This is a genomic window from Pseudomonas sp. A39 (genome assembly GCF_058145955.1).
Map to the genome: position 1 here is coordinate 180,632 of NZ_JBYVMD010000001.1, position 17,390 is coordinate 198,021.

Consider the following 17,390-nt stretch of genomic DNA (forward strand, 5'->3'; position numbering starts at 1 on the left):
TTAGACCTGATCAGCAGAAGTAGAGGTATGGGAGGACACCAGGCCGTCAACGACGACCACGGGAGCCGGTGCTGCCGGTTGGTTGCGCAGCACTTTTTCGATAAAGAAGCGCGGGCGGGCACGCACGTCGCTGTACATGCGGCCCAGGTATTCACCCAGCAGGCCCATGCCGATGAACTGGCCGCCGGTAAAGACGAACAGCACGGCGAACAGCACGAACAAGCCGTCACCGGCCCAGTCGGCACCGAAAGCCAGGCGCATGACGATCAACGCGAAGGCAAACAGCATGCCCAGCGCCGCCAGGCTGAAGCCGACGATGGACAGCAGGCGCAGCGGGGTGGTGGTCATGCACGTCAGCAGGTCGAACATCAGGCTGATCAGGCGCATGGCGCTGTATTTGGATTCGCCGTGCTCACGCTCGGCGTGGTGCACCAGGATCTCGGTGGTGTGACGGGCAAAGCCGTTGGCCAGGATCGGGATAAAGGTGCTGCGTTCGCGGCAGGCGAGCATCGCGTCGACGATGGTGCGGCGGTAGGCGCGCAGCATGCAGCCGTAGTCGGTCATGGCCACGCCGGTGGAGCGCTGCACAGCCAGGTTGATCAGGCGCGACGGCCAACGGCGAAAAGCCGAGTCCTGGCGATTGTTGCGCACGGTGGCGACCACGTCATAGCCCAGGGCGGCTTGTTCGACCAGGCGCGGAATTTCTTCGGGCGGGTTTTGCAGGTCCGCGTCGAGGGTGATCACCACTTCGCCTCGGCATTGCTCGAAACCGGCCATGATCGCTGCATGCTGGCCGTAGTTACGGTTGAGGATCACCGCCACCACGTTGCTGCCGTCTTCAGCGGCGGCGTCCTCCAGCAGTTGGGCTGAATTGTCGCGGCTACCGTCATCGACCAGGATGATTTCGTATTCGTAGGCCAGTTGCTTGCAGGCTGCGGTGGTACGGCGCAGCAATTCAGGCAGGCTCTCTTGTTCGTTGTAGACCGGGATTACGATCGACACGCAATGAATAGGGTAGGGTTTCAAAGATTCATGACCTCGGGGTTAGAGCAACTTGGAGCGTGAAAACAGCAGCAATCATTGGGCGAATGTCCATACCGCAGATTAAGAAAACGGCGCCAAAGGTGAAGCGTAATCAAGAGGTTAGACGATATAGCGCGGTTTGCTATGAAGTACTGCGCTAAAGATTAAGCGTAAAAATGTGGAACAGATATGAAAGGCAGATGAAAAACTCGTTTATTTGACAGGTAGACAGCTAGGGTTCAGCTAAACAACTAGGGGCCTGTAGGCTTTAGTTGGCTGGCGAAATGGGAACTGTTTGTAGGACGTTTGGTTTAACGTGGACGCGCACGCTCGGCCAGGAAATTTAAGTGAAGAATCTTCTCTGCAATGCGTCCCAAGTGCCGGTAAAGTAAGCCGTCTCTTGCCAGGGTGATCGGATGAATAGCGTGCAGCTTTTACGCGGCCAGTTGCGGCCTGCTTTGATAGGATCGTTGATCGGGCTGTTGATGAGCGTGGCGTGGGTCACGACAGTCCAGGCCGATGACGGGGTGGCGCTCACCAGCATTGACCAGGTGCCGGAGGGTGTTGAAGTACGCGGCAAGCAGATCGCCGCTTATACCTGGGACGATAAACAAGGCAAGAACCTGCTGGTGCTCGCCGAGCAAATCAGCGAGCGCGACGACGACGGCACCCAGTCGGCGTTCGTGTATGCGGCCCAGTACCTGATCGACGGCAACCGCCCCAAGCGCGTGTGGATGCTCTACGACGATGTGCAGCATTGCGAATTCGACGCCTCGCTGCGCTTTGACAGGGCCGCGACCAAGGTCACCGACCTCACCGGCGATGGCATCACCCAGGCCACGGTGGGCTATTCGCGCACCTGCACCAGCGATGTCAGCCCCAATGAGTTCAAGCTGATCATGCATGTCGGCAAGTCGCAGAAGTACCGTCTGCGCGGTGTCGACCGGGTCGGCGCGGCCTGGTGGGACGAAGAGGCCGGCGCCTTGCGTGGTATGCCGCTGCCCAAGGATTGCAGCGTCGCCGGGCAGCAGGCGCTGGTCAGCCAGTACAAGGAACAAGGCACCGAGTTGCCGTTGCCAGGGTGTTATGGCGACGAGAAAGACTTCGCCAAGGCGCCTGAGGCGTACCTGACGTTCATGCGCCAGCACTGGTTCGCGCTGATGCAGAAGCAGGACAGCGAATGGAGCCAGACCCAGGTCCAGCCCCAGGAGCCTACTGAGGAAGACGACACGGCCCCATGATTTTGTGCGAAGGCTGTCACTGGGTTAGACTCGGCCTTCGCCAATTCACTAAATAGCTCGATTAAACAAAGGCTTGTTCGAGTTATTTAATCCAAAGGCTGATCTACCTTGACTGAGTCTATCCGCAACCCGCTGACCCTTTACCTCACCCGCCTGGCACCCTCAAGCCAACTGACCATGCGCTACGTGCTGCAAGATGCGGCCGACCGCCTGGGCTTCGAAGACATCAACCTCGAAGACATCGACTGGCACCTGCTGCAACCCGAACACGTGATCGCCCTGGTCGCCGCCTTGCGCGAAGACGGCTATGCGCCCAATACCTCGTCGTTGTACGTGAATGCCGTGCGCGGGGTGATGAACGAAGCCTGGCGCCTGAACCTGATCAGCCAGGAACACCTGTTACGCATGCGCACCGTCAAGGCCACGCCGGGCTCGCGCCTGGGTCAGGGCCGCAACCTGCGGCGCAGCCTGATCCGCGAAATGATGGAAGTCTGCGCCGCCGACCCACGCCCCCAGGGCCTGCGGGATGCAGCGGTGATCGGCATTCTGTACGGCTCGGGCATGCGCAAGTCGGAGTCGGTCAACCTTGACCTGGCGCAGATCAATTTCGAAGAACGCAGCCTGCGGGTAATCGGCAAGGGTAACAAGGAGCTGATCAAATACGCACCGGACTGGGCATTTGCCAAGCTGCAGGCGTGGCTTACCTTTCGGCGTGAGCAACTCAAGGACGGTGAGCAGGATGACAACTTCCTGTTCAACCGCATCCGCCGTGGCAGCCACATCACCCGTGAACGCATCACCAAACATGCGATTTACTACATTGCCCGCCAGCGCGGCGAGCAAGTAGGGGTGAAGATCATGCCCCATGACTTCCGCCGCTCGTTCATCACGCGGGTTATCGAGGAGCATGACCTGTCGATTGCGCAGAAACTGGCGCACCACACCAACATCCAGACCACCGCCAGCTACGACGTGCGCGACGACAATGAGCGGCGGAGGGCGGTTGATCGGTTCGACCTGTAGGACAATCCCCTGTAGAAGCTGCTTTTGCTTCAACCACTTAGGTCGGCTACTAGGCCGCCGTGCTCTTGCTTTTGATCTTGATCTTGATCTCAGGCGCCCCGTCAAACACGCTGGCCGAACGCAGGCTTGAATCCGTGGGTAACCCGGCAGGACGCCGGGTTAGCCGTCCTGGGCCAAGGATGGCCCATGACGGCGGCCCACGGATTCAAGCCGGAGTGAGGGCACACCGAGCCTAGGCGAGGTGCCGAGTGTTGGGGCAAGAGCGCTTTGGTTACTTTCGCGCTTTTCGAAAGTGACCCGCCGTAAGGGCGGAACCCTAAGTGGCCGCTACCTAAATAACGGATATGTACTCCGTCTAATCCAACATCCCGGTCAGCTGTGAGGCCGCCTTCGCAGACAAGCCAGCCCCACAGTGAGGCATTAGAGGATCGGCTTACCGCCAGTCACCGCATAACGCGAACCCGAAATGTAGCTGGCCTCATCCGACGCCAACAGCACATAAATCGGCGCGACTTCCACCGGCTGACCCGGACGCCCCAGCGGGGTTTCGCTGCCAAAGCTCTTCACGTCCTCATCGGGCATCGTCGCCACAATCAGCGGCGTCCAGATCGGCCCCGGTGCCACACTGTTGACCCGAATACCTTTGCTACCGAGCAACTGCGCCAAGCCACCGGTGAAGTTGGCAATCGCGCCTTTGGTGGCGGCATAGGCCAGCAGCGTCGGCTTGGGCATGTCGGAGTTGACCGAGCTGGTGTTGATGATCGAACTGCCGGCCTTCATATGTGGCAAGGCCGCCTTGCAGATGCGAAACATCGCCGTGATGTTGATATCGAAGGTTTTCACCCATTCCTCGTCCTCGATTTCCTCGAGGGTTTCGTGGCTCATCTGGAACGCGGCATTGTTCACCAGCACGTCGATGCGGCCGAACTGCTCGACTGTTTTGTCCACCAACGACTGACACACGCTTTTCTGCGCAATATCACCGGGTAGCAACAGGCATTGGCGGCCGGCTTCTTCGACCCAGCGTGCGGTTTCCTGGGCATCCTCATGTTCATCCAGATAAGCGATGGCCACGTCGGCGCCTTCACGGGCAAAGGCGATGGCCACGGCGCGCCCGATGCCGCTGTCGGCCCCGGTGATCAGGGCGATCTTGTTGGCGAGTCGGCCGGAGCCCCTGTAGCTTTTCTCGCCGCAATCGGGATACGGGTCCATTTTCTTCTGCGCACCCGGAACAGCTTGAGCTTGAGGGGCGAAGGGTGGGCGAGGGTAATCAGTCATATCAATCTCCATAGTTTGCAAAGGGGCTATGGGATTAGTAGTTACCCGCCGGTCGATAGTTGTAACGGATGCCGCCGAAGCCCGACGAGTGGTTAGCTTTAAGCTTTTGCAAAAACGGTATTTCCACTGCCCAACGATGGTCACCCGCGCGGGATTTATCCGTGGGCGTACCTGGCGCAATTGGGCGGCGATCAGGAGGAGGGCGGGGCACTCGCCAAGTGAGCCGGTAGACGACGCAGCGTCCACAGTGTGGTGAGCATCGCCGCGATGCCACACAGTGCGATGCCGATCAACATCGGCGCGGGTGTGTGATCGGCGAACACGCCGACCAGGGTCATGGACACTGCGGCGGTAATCATCTGGATCGCCCCCAGCAAGGCCGAGGCAGAACCGGCCACTGCGCCGTGATCCTCCAATGACAACACCCCGGCCGCCGGCAGCAGCAAACCGAGAAAACCGAAGCCGATAAACAGCATCGTCATCATCAAGGCCAAGCTATCGACCCATAGCGTGGTGGTCGCGAGCACGGCCATCACCGCGGCCACCGCTACCACCGACCCACGAATCAGCGGCGCCAGGCCAAAGCGCGCGCTGAGGCGGGCAGTGAGTTGGCTCATGGCGAAGAACGAGGCGGCATTCAGGGCAAACCCCAGGCTGAATTGAGTGGGTGTCAGGCCGTAATGCTCGATGTACACGAACGGCGCGCTGCCGATAAACACGAAGAAGGTCGCCAGGCCAAAACCGCACACCACCGACAAGCCAATGAATACCGGATCACGCAGCAACGCGCCATAGCTGCTGAAGGCGTTGCCCAAGGTCTTGCCCAGCCGACGTTCGGCCGGGTGGGTTTCGGGCAATTGCACGATGGTCATCACCAGGCACGCCACCGCGACGACCGCCAGCACGGCAAATACTTCACGCCAGCTCCACAGCGCGATCACCAGGCTGCCGACGAGCGGCGCAAGGATCGGCGAGACACTCATCACCAGCATCAACAAGGCCATCAATTTTGCCGCTTCATGCCCGGTGTACAGGTCCCGCACGATAGCCCGGGGAATCACCATGCCTGCGCACGCACCGAACGCTTGCAGCGCACGAAAGGCGATCAGTGATTCGATGGTCGGCGCCAAGGCACATCCGACGCTGGCTACGGCAAAAATCACCAGGCCGGCATAGATCGGCGGTTTACGCCCGAATACATCACTGATCGGCCCGTAGAACAGCTGGCACACACCGATGATGACAAAGAACACGGTGAGGCTCATTTGTACCAACGCCGGCGAGGCCTGCAGGCTCGCGCCCAGCGTCGGCAGGGCCGGCAGGTAGATGTCGATGGCAAAGGGGCCGACGGCGGTGATCAAGCCCAGCAGCAGGGCGAGGTGGGCGATACTTCGAGACATGGGCAGTTCCGGGTGGAGCAAGGGTCGGTCAGCTTAAGGGATCCGCGCAGATCCGCAAACTTAGGCTTCAATAAGCTGCACGCGTGGCCGATAACATGACCAGCGGGGCTTCTACGGTTGGCATCCCAACCGGCTGACCAGGCATGGGGATATATGCATGACGATCAAACTACGCTTGATGCTGTTGATTACGACCGGGTTGCTCACGGCCTTGATCATGAGCTTGACCGGTTACCTGGGAAATAACCGGATGGGCGACGCCGTGCAGGACAGCGAGGTCAGCATGACCGTGCTGCGCAACCATATGGAAGCCGACATGATGCACGATGCGCTGCGCGCCGATGTGCTGTCGGCCATGTTGGTCGGCCTGGGTAAAAGCACCAGCACCAAGGCCGAAGTCAACAGCTCGCTCAAGGAACACGCCGAGCATTTTCGCCAGGTGTTGGCGGACAACCTCAAGCTGCCGCTGGACGATACGCTTAAGGCCAACCTGGAAAAAATCAAACCCAGCTTGGAAAGCTACATCGCCGCGGGTGAGCGTATCGTCACCCTCGCGCTGGACAATCCCGAAGCCGCGCGTGCTGAACTGGATACGTTCAATACCGCGTTCACCCGCCTGGAAGATCAAATGGCGACGCTGAGCGAGCTGATCGAAAACAACACCCAGCAAACCAGTGTGGGCACCCGGCAGACCATCAGCAACGCCAATCTCACCCTGGGTGCGGTGTTGATCGCCAGTCTTTTGCTGCTGTTGGCCCAAGGCCGCTGGGTCATGCTCAGCATCATGGGGCCGCTGCAAATGGCCAGCCGCATTGCCGACAGCATCGCCCATGGCAACTTGAGTGAGCCGATTGTCGAGCCCCGCCGCAAGGACGAAGCCAGCGCATTGATTCGCAGCCTCGCCACGATGCAGCGGGATCTGCGCGGCATGATCGAAGTGGTGCGCAGCAACGCGCAAGGGGTCAATGGCATGAGCGAGCAACTCAGCCACGGCTGCCATGAAGTGGCCGGCAGCAGCCAGCAGCAAAGCTCAGCAGCCACGACCATGGCCGCCGCTGCAAGTGAAATGACGGCGAGTATCGAGGAAATCACCCGGCATGCCGGACGCGCACTCGAGATGGCGAACCAGGCCGAAACCTTGGCCAAGGACGGCGGGCGGGTGATTCATCAGGTGGTCAGTGACATGGACGGCATTGCGCGCTCCGCTCAGCAATCCGCCCAGGTGATCCGCACGCTGGACAAGGAGTCCGAGGCGATCTTCAGCATTATCCAGGTGATCAAAGGGATCGCCGACCAAACCAACCTGTTGGCCTTGAATGCCGCGATCGAAGCTGCACGCGCCGGTGAGCAGGGCCGCGGGTTCGCCGTGGTCGCTGATGAAGTACGCAGCCTCGCCGGGCGTACCAGCGCCTCGACCCAGGAAATTGCCAGCATGGTCGGCCGCATCCAGCAAAGCACGCGGGAAGCCGTCACCAGCATGGAGGAGGGCGTTGCTCAAGTGGATAAGGGCATGGCGGTGACCGCCGAGGTCGAGCGGGCGATCCGCGAGATCCTCCAGGCCACCTTGAATACCACGGAAATGGTCAACGATATCTCCCGCACTATCGGTGAGCAGAGCCTGGCCAGCAATGAAATTGCCCATCAGGTGGAGATGATTGCGGGCATGTCGCAGAACAATAGCCGGGTGATCGCCACAACGGCGTCGACCACGGACGAGTTGTCCAACCTGGCAGGTAAGCTGTCGCAGTCTGTTGATCGGTTTAGATTGTAACTTATTGATTTAACTCAACTAAATAGTCATTTAGTTGAGTTGGCTGTCGGGGCAGGGGGCTCACGGTTGGGCGAGGGCAGACGTACGTCGTTCGGCGATGCGCTCAACTGTTTGCATATGTTCCGTGCCCCATTGGCACAGCGCGCCCAGCGCCGTGGCCAGGGACTGCCCGAAGGGCGTCAGGGAATATTCGACTTTAGGCGGTATTTCCTGGAAATCCACGCGGGCAATGATCTCATCGCGCTCCAACTCCTTGAGTTGCTGGATCAATACCTTATCGGTCACGCCGCCAATCGCGCGTCTTAATTCGCCATATCGATGAACGTTCTGGGCCAGATTGAACAGAACCAGTGGCTTCCATTTACCACCAATCATCGCCAGGGCGGCTTCGAGACCACAGTTGAATGAGTTGTTGGCCATCAGGATACAGGCTCCAGGGGGTACTTACTAAAAGGTGCATACTATTCAAAAGAATAGCGTAGATCTACAGTTGGGCCTCAACATTCTTTGGAGTTCATCATGAACAGGCTCAACGGCAAAATTGCAGTGGTTACCGGCGGCAACAGCGGCATCGGCCTGGCAACCGCCATTCGCTTTGCGGCTGAAGGCGCACAGGTGGTGATCGTCGGTCGCCGGCAGGAAGAACTGGACAAGGCGCTACACCTGATCGGCGCTGACGCCATCGCCATACAAGGTGACATTTCAAGACTGGACGACCTCGAGCGCATTTTCACTCAAGTCAAAGCCGATAAAGGCCGAGTTGACGTACTGTTCGCCAACGCGGGCCTGGGAGATTTCCAGCCGATCGGATCGATCACTGAGGAGTCGTTTGACCGTACATTCGGCATCAACGTCAAAGGCACGCTGTTTACCGTGCAGGCGGCGTTGCCACTCATGCACGCCGGCAGCTCAGTGATCCTGACCGGTTCGACCACAGGCACCATGGGCACACCGGCGTTCAGCGTATACAGCGCCACCAAGGCGGCGCTGCGTAATTTCGCCAGGAGCTGGGCACTGGATCTGAAAGGCACGGGGATTCGCGTCAACGTACTTTCACCAGGGCCGATCTCGACACCGGGTCTTGACCTGGCGCTTTCAGGCACGGGACAAAAGGAAGCAATCATCGACGACATGACCGCGCAGCTTCCGTTGGGTCGTATCGGCAAGCCTGAAGAAGTTGCAGCAGCAGCGTTGTTCCTGGCATCGGATGAGAGCAGCTTCATGACAGGCAGTGAAATGTTTGTTGATGGGGGCTTTGCTCAGGTTTGAGTCAGATAGGGGTTTTGTCTGTTGAAATCTGACGGGCACTGCCCCTGATTACGTAGCATCGTATTGCGCATAATGTATATTATGTTAAATAGTGTATTTGGATATTTCGACCTCTACCAACTCCGTCAAGCTTGACCGCCAGTGCGCCAATCGCGGTTTAAGTGGAAAGCCCTATGCTAATGCCCTGAAACCCTTGATCCCTGAGGGCTGGAACGCAGCCAGCAAGCCATTGCGACAAGTTGTTTTTAACAAAATCAGTGGAAAAATCTGTTTTCTGAAAATCCGTAAGGTACTGATTAATAGCATTATTTACTGACTAGCCTCAAATTGAACAGCTCCCGATTCTATGGAGAAATAAATGGACTGAGATCCGAAGGTGCGCATCTTTGGCTGCCCTGAAGCCCACGGAAGACAGGGGTTCCAGCGATTTTTGAAGAAATGAATAGACATTCTCACCCCCCGTTTCCTGAGACGAAACAAGTGGACATTCCATGCCGACCGAGCGCTGCCAAAGGTCTTGCCGGAGACCTGCTTAAGCCTAGCGTCCGCATGCTCATAGGGCCTAAGCTGAAGCTTCTCAAAGCCGCTTCAACCTCTCCAAAGCCCGGTAATAAAGGGCCAGTGCCATGGACACCATGGTTCGTGTTGCAATCACGCAATGATCCTTGTCTGCTCGCCGCCGCTCCTGAACGACATGATCAACAATACGTAGCTTGGTCGTAGCCTCCCTCGATGGCGCCGTTATTTATTGACAAAATAAGTGGAAATGCCATGTTCTGATCAGACTTAAAGTCCGTGCAACCCACGAAAATCGGGCTCTCACGGGTATTCAACAAAACAAGTGGATGTCCCAGAGTGCGTTTCTATCAAAAGATTTAAATGGAAAAACCAATCGTGCTTTTCCACTCATTTCTTGATTTCTGCCTGAGCTTCGTTGAAGCGAATATTATTCCGAAAATGCAGAGCCCGAAGCATGAATTACACGACAATTGCCACTGACCTTGTGCCGAGCAAAGCCGCTCCAATGAGCTTAACTCCGTTTTACGCTCATGACACCCAAAGAATAAAAATGGAGTTCGCACACTTTGACAATATTGGATTAATAATTTTGATAATGATCCAGAAAGGTTTAAGTCCATAATGAAGCGGCGAATTCAGATTGGTCTGACAATACATATTTAAATATAAAGAAATTCCGCGCATCACATGAGGCGCAAAAAATCTACACGAAGTAATTAGCGGAAAAACCAACAGGGCAATCGCTACTTAGTGCAGATCCCAGGCTTTTGTCAAGCCCATGCTAACACTATGTCTGCTGAGCAAGGGTAGTTGCAACGGAGTCATTCAGGGGCTACCATCGATCAATGCTCATCAGTTCACATTAAAGAAGATGGAAAATACAACCGCCCTGCCCTAACTTCCAGTTACTCCCATTACTGGAAGTTCTTAATCAGCGACAAATCATACGGTAGTGCACCAATATGTCTACGCAGCCCATGCCTGTTTTTGAGACCTACGAAATTTTCATTGATATGGACTTTAGTTTGCGTGAACCTAGTATGGCTTGCATTCGTCAGTACATTCAAAATTTTCCCGCATCAGTGGAGGCTAACAAGGGTTATCTAACGACTCGGGAGTTTCTTCGCGCCTTTTCGGACAACAGCCAAACTTTCACTTCTTATAGAACTCATGTTGAAAGGTTGTTGTTATGGGCGCTCATCATAAAGCAGAAGCCTTTTTCTCAGCTCAAACGCCAAGATGCGGAAGACTACCTAGAGTTCTGCCGTAACCCTCCAGGAGACTGGATTGGCCCAGTCGTACGCGGCCGTTTCGTGACCAGCGATCAGACCGAATCTGCTTGGGGTGATCCTGTCATGCCAAACGAGAAATGGAGGCCATTTAGCCTGAAGCAATCTAAGGACTCCTCGAATGACCTGAAGTTAACGCCCGACGCCACATTCCGGGATGCAGAGCCTGGCGTGGCCTCGAGCGTCACTCGTTACAAGCCTTCTCCGAGCACCCTCAACCAGATCTATACGATCTGCAGCCGGTTCTTTGAGTACATGATCGAAGACGGGACAGCTTCGGCGAACCCTTTCCGGATGATCAAGAAGCGCACCCTTAACCGTGGAGCGCCACAAGAGGAAGGCTCGAATCGCGCCCTGACGCCCTTACAGTGGGACTACGTGCTGGAGACCGCTGAACGGATGGCCCAGGATGAGCCAGCGCGACACGAACGCACTCTATTCATCGTCGCCACTCTGTTTGCGATGTATCTCCGGGTCTCCGACATCGTTGGCCGGCCGAACTGGCACCCGGTCATGGGTGATTTTCGCCAGGATCCAGAGGGCAACTGGTGGTACCACGTGATCGGGAAAGGCAACAAGGCCGGTAAGGTCGCAGTCAGGGATGAGTACGTCTCCAAGTACCTGAAGCGCTACCGCCGGTTTGTAGGCCTTTCGCCGTTGCCGGAATGGAACGAGCAGACGCCTCTGCTGATGACACTTCGAGGTCGCTCAGGACTCTCCGGGCGACAAGTACGCGCCCTCCTCCAATCAGTCTTCGATAATGCTGTCGCGCGAATGCGCGATGAGGAGCGCGAAGAACACGAGATGAATAGCCTGCGTGCAGCGTCTGCGCACTGGCTGCGGCATACTTCTGCAACGTTTGATGCGCCACTGCGTAGTCCAAAGGATCTGCAGATGGACTTGCGGCATAGCAGTCTCAGCACCACTCAGAACGTCTATTACCACTCGCACGACCAAGAACGTAGTCTCTCTGTGCGTGGCGTGGGCATGCGCGACAGGGGTTAAAAGTCCCATCGCCTCCATAGCAGCTACCGGTATCGGGCTACATACGCATTCTCAATCAGATGAGTACAGTCAATTGCGACTGTACTCACTACCGTTCGACAGTTGCTGCACCGCCTGGTTGGACATTGGTGAACACGTCCGAACTTTAACATTGGCGAGTGCTTATTTAACGTCAGGCATCGTCAGGCGATACGTTAGTATTTGAATCGAATTGCGCCTACTGCTAATCCATAGTTGCTATATCGGTGCCGTCATTAATAATAATGGAGGTATTTAAATGCCCGGCGCTAAATCCACTTCATGCTCTCGCGCTCGAACCAAAACATGGTTTGGCACCCGCCAATTGTCCGTTGCCCAGAAGAAACTTGTAAGGCTTAGTCAATTTCAAGCAATTGGTTGGTTTTTCAAAGCCGTCGACATCCTGCGGGAGGATCCTTGATGGATCAATTGAACGGGATGTTTGTTTCGACCGCGAAGTTGATCAACTGAGCATCGGAACTGACGCCCCAGTACATCTATTATGCTCTGCTACTGGGACGAGAGATTCTTCGTGGCTTGGTGCTTGATCGGTGCGCGAGAGCGAGAGCTTGCCAAACAGCTGATTGCTGACGGAGCCCACAACTTTTGGCCCGATACGCGTCTCTGCGAAGCCGGGTTGGAAGACCGTGTTCAAGTATGGCTGGCCAATCTCCCCACGGACAAACCTGATCACGTAGAGTTTGAAATCGTGAGATTCGCAGACCAACCGCCTCGAAATGCCCTCCAGTTCGCAAAATAGAATCGAGGTGCAACGAGCAAGAAGCCATGAGCGTTGAGTCTGCCAGGATCAGGAACAGCGCCGATGATAAGCCCACTTGGCTATCCTGAAGCCGCTGTTCGCGGATCATTCTGTGCAATGCGTTGCTTGGCGCAGCGGAGAAACACTAACTGTATTTATATGCAGCATAGGAAAGATACGACACCTCGAGCGTTCAAGTACACCGACGCCCCCTGTGTTGGGCTCCTGATGAGCCTCTAAACCACGTGACACGGGCCTGTAGCCATTCTCCACTGGCGACCACCCATCATGGTCGACAAGGTTAATCAGAACACACAGGTGCCAGATTCATGAGGCTAGAAATAACGCTGTTTTTACATACATCATTCGGCCTGCCACGCGCACTCCGCTACCCTGCCCTCGCTTTCTCGAGCACGAGCGTCAGCACTTTGCGAAGCCAGGGAAAAAACTAAGCGATAGCTTAGCTTCTCAAGCTAACCGCTCCAAAGTCCGCGAAAACTAAGGTAACCGTTAGTTTTCAGGGAACACCCCGGTCACTGGCGCCCCACACAGCTACCTGTAAACCAACTTTTTGCACAGTAAACCACTTCGGTTAACAGCATCGAAAATTGGTTTACAACCTCTTTTCTATCCTTCAAAGGCTGGGAACAGCGCGCGTTGGGTGAGCAGCAGCAACCCCAACAGGCTGGAGGCCTTGTCCTTACGGTTTTCGATAGCCTCCTCGAGCAGTGCCCGGGCGTCTTCTTGCGTGAGTTTTAGCGTACCGGTAGCAAGTGCAGCGGCAAACTCCAGGGCGGCATCGCCGTAAGTCCGCTCCCAGCGGGCAAATACCTTGGCGATGAACTCCTTCATCAGCTTGCTCAGCTCCGGGCTTGCTGAGTAGTCGAGCTCTGAAGGTAGACACGCCCGGAGGAATGACGCCTGTAGGACGTTGTCGTTAAACCGAAGGAAGCACTCCGGTGATAACACCACGGACTCATACCCCGTCGGCTGAAGGCGTAGCTCATGATCGTCGTGTTCGCGAGCGAATTGCAGAACTGCAGCAATCGTGAAGAACACTGTGCTTTGCGGTACGTTTGGACAGTCCCGACCCACATTGCTTGAGGGGTCGAAGAACAGAAACCCATCCGACAAGGCGAGCGCGCTGCCATCATGTTTTGGCAGGAAGTGGTGCTTGTGCTCCTCAACAAGCTCAGAGGCCTCATCAATAGCCTCATGACGAACCTTTTCCGCGACTTTGGGCGTGAAGCCGACGTCATCGACCTGCCCGGCTGACGCAACCGTGATCAAGCGACTCCAGGCGTTCTGTTTCCCGTCATCACCAATGGGTAAGCACAGCCAGTTGGAAAAGCCATACTCCCGGGGCGTGGGGTTCTTCATCAGGAAAGTCTTGAGGAGCGCCCAGGCTCTGGCGCTCTGTGGAATCCCGATCGGTGCAAGGAATCTGCGTGGGACGGACGCGTCCATGTAGGCCCGCAGATCACGACTGATCTCCCTTAGAATGCCCCCGTCGCGCGCTACCACTGTCGCGACAAGCACCCCGGAGACGGTCTCAAAATCGACTTGATCAAGTTCGCTGTAAGGCACGCATCGGATTGACTTGGTAGCGCCCCATTTCTGACTGAGCATCTCATTGGTCACCTCGCCGAGTTTTTTCGACCCGTCATCGTCGGCGTACACAATTAGGTTTGTCGCCATAGAGACCGACCAGTCAATTTCAGCGGTCAGCCATTTCCTGAATTCAACGTCCGCTAGCAGCAGATCAGGATTGAGCGTCAACAGCTTGCGAGGCGTGCTCGACCGGTTGAATCCAATGATTCCCCCCATACCGAAATACTTGTGGAATTTGGCCAGCCGTTTAGGGTCATGCTTCAGGGATATTGTGATCGATTTGGGAGGCTTTGATTTCGCCGAGAAGTTCTCCCCTATGATCTCGATTAGCGTGCAGCCTTCCTCCGCCTTGACCGGCAGTGGATAGTCAATGTCGTCCAAGGCGACCAGGACACCCCCGTATCGGCCATCCGCCGTGCGATCGATCAGGGTGGCAACGCAATCCCCTGTGAAACCCTGCTCCCCCATCTGCTTGGCCATGCCGCCGGACGTGGAAGCCGATACCACGCAGAAATAGTCACTTGCTGGAGGGTACATTGTCTTGAGTCGCTCATAGGAGTGGAAACTCATGACTTCGGCCTTACTGTCCAAGCGACCAAGCGCATTCTTCACGAAGGCGTAAATGCCCATGGTGTCGATGTACACCTTGGCCGCTTGGCGCAGCCTGACGCCGTATTCGAGTGCGATCGCATACCCCACCACGCAAACTTCGGCCTCATCACTCGCCAGTTCTCGGGCCTGGATAAACACATTGTTGAGCGTGCCGGATGGGTGCTTGAAAGAATGCGCGGACGGAGCAGAATGAATGACGTTGTTCTTCTCGATCAGCGTTCTTAAACCATCTCGCAAGAGAGTGCTCGGATCATAGTGGTAGACAAGTTCCTGGCCGCCCAGCACATGAACGTTGAAGCTCGCGCCATTCCACTCTAAGAACACGTATTCATGGACGCACACACGCGCGTTTTTTACGCCACGCTTCAGGAGGTTGGCCAGGCGGTCTTGATCGTCAGCCCAACTGCTGTTGTAGACCGACAACTGATCAGATGTTCCCACGATGTAGACACAGTCAGGCAGATGTCGTTGGGCCTTCAGCGCGTCTTCGATATCAGTGAAGACGTGCTGTACCGAGAGCTCCGAATCGTTGTAGCAAATGACCAACGCTTCATGACTGCCGCTAAAGTCGCTGACAGCGGACATCCATTGATAGAAACGCTCCATTACATGCCCCTCAATGGAATCATAATGGTGACAACGGCCCCAGCAACGGGTGCCAGGTCGGTGTTGCCCCAATCCCTGAAGTCGTCAGGGTCACGCTGCCGATCGTTTTCTTCGAACTGGTTGTAGATGCACAGCCGGCCAGAACGAATACGGATTAACCCGCCCACCTTGCGAAGCTCATTCAAGATGGCAGGCAGACCTATCCCCGCGGCGTCCAGAGTCTTGCTGGACTGACGCGGCTGCAAGCATTTGAGCAGATACCCCCGCTCATCCTGGAGCGACATCTCTCGCACCGCCTTACCGCTCATTCTGGAGGCAAATCCTGGGCCGGAGTCGAAGAAGCTGATGTGCAACGCCCGCAAGCTTGTCTTGTTATTGTCGGTGGTAGAAGATTCTCTCTGCCAGTAACGGCGCAAGTCCTCACTGCCGTCGAAGTCTTCGGCAAAGATGTCGTCCTCAAGACGCCTCCAGCCGATCATGACGCCTTCAACGTGGGCAAAATACGCGTTGCCAAGATGATCTGAGGTCGCATGTTCCTGTGTGTTGGATACAAGCTCAGAACAGAACAGACCTAAGCTTTCGATCAATGATTCTGGAACACTGGTGCGCCCGCTCTGCTTGTTGACAAAGTCAATGAGCCTGCGCATCTCGGTGGTCATTTCAGATGGAGGCTTTACCTGACCTGCAGCGCTAAACAGCGGTCGCAGGTGCTGAACCTTCGATCCCGCTACACAAATCAAATCGACGGCCCGGCCATTTACGACGTCCTCGTACCGACCTGCATCCATGGCCTGCATTCGTTCTACCGACTCTTGGAAGACCTCTCGGCGATTGAATGTCAGTTCGCCTAGCCGGATACCCTTGGAAAGACGTAAAGCTGCGATACCTGGCGAACAGTTAGCGAGGTTGTGTAAGAGCGTTTTAACATCTGCCTGCGGGTTAAAATCCAGGTAGTCGCTCTGCAGCTGCTGTCGGGCCAGGGTGACGATCAGTTGGAGGCGTGCGGCATCATGCATGGCGCCACGCCGGGCGCTGAGCATGTCTGCCTGAATGAGGAATTTCTCCCCCGGACGATCGCAGATCTTGCGAATGGCCGCCTCGATGTCTTTGAGCGTACGCGTCTTGCCAATGTTGATGGATTTCAAGCCTGTTTCTCCGATCAAGCGTCCGCTTTGCCGTTAGCACCAAGAAGCAAGTTTTTGATCTTGGGCTCCGGTTTCCAGTAATTCGGGCCTTTGAGGAACTTGCCATTTTCATCGTAGATCGGCTTTCCATCCGCCCCGAGCTTGCTCTCGTTGCTGTCCATGATGATGTCCAGCACCTCCTCGAGCGGTAAGCCGTACTTCAGCGCCTCAGACCTGCAGTAAACAATCACGTCGCCCAACAAGTCGGCAATGGCGGCCTTTATATCGATTTCAGCATCGCCTTTTTCGATCTTTTCGACGATTTCATCGATCTCATGAACTTCAGCCATCAGCGTGGCTTTGAACTTCTTGAGCTTGTCCGCAGGATCGGTCAGTAGCGTGGGCGTGCCGTTGATCGGCAGCTTGTACATCTGATTCATGGCATGAATTCGGTCTTTAAAAGGCTTACCCATGAATGCTCCCTTATCGATTAGTCAAAAATTGTAAGTGTGGGCTGCGGGATGCTAAGCGCAAAAAATCAAGGCTATGCTCTGAGCCACGTGACCACTGGGTCAGGGTTGGTTGCTCTGGCTGCATGCACCCTGCCTCCGGTTAGCCGTGAGGCCTTAAGCATACACGGAGGGCGCCGAGGAACGGTTCATACACAGGAGACCTCCATGTACATTTGAAAACTCATCGTCTCACCCTACTGATTTAGATCAAAAGGCCAAGTTGACGAAAGCATGCCCCAGAAGTTTTGCACAGCGCGCCCAGCATGAGTGAACGACCTAAATGGTGATTAGATTTAACGAGGGGATCGCAAATGTGCTCGTTTAGGGAC

General features: G+C 56.0%; 12 protein-coding genes and 1 pseudogene. 6 read left to right on the forward strand and 7 right to left on the reverse strand.

Annotated elements, in window-relative coordinates:
- A complete protein-coding gene (gene arnC, locus AC3ZU9_RS00875; RefSeq protein ID WP_093544486.1) occupies positions 1-1,026 on the reverse strand; it encodes an undecaprenyl-phosphate 4-deoxy-4-formamido-L-arabinose transferase in 1,026 nt (341 codons plus the stop codon).
- Between the two features lie 413 nt (positions 1,027-1,439).
- Between arnC and AC3ZU9_RS00880 the strand changes: the two genes are divergently transcribed.
- Positions 1,440-2,264 (forward strand): M949_RS01915 family surface polysaccharide biosynthesis protein, encoded by an 825-nt coding sequence (locus AC3ZU9_RS00880; RefSeq protein WP_102060500.1) that lies wholly within the window; start codon positions 1,440-1,442, stop codon positions 2,262-2,264.
- Positions 2,265-2,372: 108 nt separating this feature from the next.
- Positions 2,373-3,287 carry a site-specific integrase gene (locus AC3ZU9_RS00885; RefSeq protein ID WP_012724224.1) on the forward strand — a complete coding sequence of 305 codons (915 nt, stop codon included), beginning with the start codon at positions 2,373-2,375 and terminating at the stop codon, positions 3,285-3,287.
- A gap of 420 nt (positions 3,288-3,707) precedes the next feature.
- On the opposite strand, the gene AC3ZU9_RS00890 is transcribed toward AC3ZU9_RS00885, so the two are convergent.
- Entirely contained in the window at positions 3,708-4,565 is an 858-nt protein-coding gene (locus tag AC3ZU9_RS00890; RefSeq protein ID WP_012724225.1) for a glucose 1-dehydrogenase, read from the reverse strand.
- A 191-nt stretch (positions 4,566-4,756) separates the two neighbouring features.
- Entirely contained in the window at positions 4,757-5,965 is a 1,209-nt protein-coding gene (locus tag AC3ZU9_RS00895; protein WP_490090149.1) for a multidrug effflux MFS transporter, read from the reverse strand.
- Between the two features lie 157 nt (positions 5,966-6,122).
- Here AC3ZU9_RS00895 and AC3ZU9_RS00900 point away from each other — a divergent pair.
- Both AC3ZU9_RS00900 and AC3ZU9_RS00905 read left to right on the forward strand, forming a co-directional pair.
- Positions 6,123-6,878: pseudogene (locus AC3ZU9_RS00900) on the forward strand (MCP four helix bundle domain-containing protein); the annotation flags it as partial.
- A gap of 132 nt (positions 6,879-7,010) precedes the next feature.
- A complete protein-coding gene (locus AC3ZU9_RS00905; protein WP_370636041.1) occupies positions 7,011-7,736 on the forward strand; it encodes a methyl-accepting chemotaxis protein in 726 nt (241 codons plus the stop codon).
- Positions 7,737-7,796: 60 nt separating this feature from the next.
- Here the strand turns inward: AC3ZU9_RS00905 and AC3ZU9_RS00910 are convergent, their stop codons facing one another.
- On the reverse strand, positions 7,797-8,156 hold the full coding sequence (locus tag AC3ZU9_RS00910; protein ID WP_012724228.1) for a winged helix-turn-helix transcriptional regulator: 360 nt from the start codon (positions 8,154-8,156) through the stop codon (positions 7,797-7,799).
- Positions 8,157-8,255: 99 nt separating this feature from the next.
- On the opposite strand from AC3ZU9_RS00910, the gene AC3ZU9_RS00915 reads away from it, so the two are divergent.
- Complete coding sequence (locus tag AC3ZU9_RS00915) at positions 8,256-9,005, forward strand: SDR family NAD(P)-dependent oxidoreductase (protein WP_012724229.1); 750 nt, start codon at positions 8,256-8,258, stop codon at positions 9,003-9,005.
- Positions 9,006-10,486: 1,481 nt separating this feature from the next.
- Positions 10,487-11,818, forward strand: coding sequence for a tyrosine-type recombinase/integrase (locus AC3ZU9_RS00920; protein ID WP_137212322.1), 1,332 nt, complete (start codon positions 10,487-10,489; stop codon positions 11,816-11,818).
- A gap of 1,405 nt (positions 11,819-13,223) precedes the next feature.
- Here AC3ZU9_RS00920 and AC3ZU9_RS00925 read toward each other — a convergent pair.
- Genes AC3ZU9_RS00925 through AC3ZU9_RS00935 form a run of 3 tightly spaced genes read right to left on the reverse strand, consistent with a single transcriptional unit; the run spans position 13,224 to position 17,022 of the window.
- Positions 13,224-15,425 (reverse strand): hypothetical protein, encoded by a 2,202-nt coding sequence (locus AC3ZU9_RS00925; RefSeq protein WP_490090150.1) that lies wholly within the window; start codon positions 15,423-15,425, stop codon positions 13,224-13,226.
- The gene (locus tag AC3ZU9_RS00930) at positions 15,425-16,588 is read right to left on the reverse strand and encodes a hypothetical protein (protein WP_137212324.1); all 1,164 of its coding nucleotides are present in this window, start codon (positions 16,586-16,588) and stop codon (positions 15,425-15,427) included. The genes AC3ZU9_RS00925 and AC3ZU9_RS00930 overlap by 1 nt, the downstream gene beginning before the upstream one ends.
- Positions 16,585-17,022, reverse strand: a complete 438-nt coding sequence (locus tag AC3ZU9_RS00935) for a MazG nucleotide pyrophosphohydrolase domain-containing protein (RefSeq protein ID WP_137212325.1) — start codon at positions 17,020-17,022, stop codon at positions 16,585-16,587. Before AC3ZU9_RS00935 ends, AC3ZU9_RS00930 begins: the two co-directional genes overlap by 4 nt.
- Positions 17,023-17,390 lie beyond the last annotated feature (368 nt).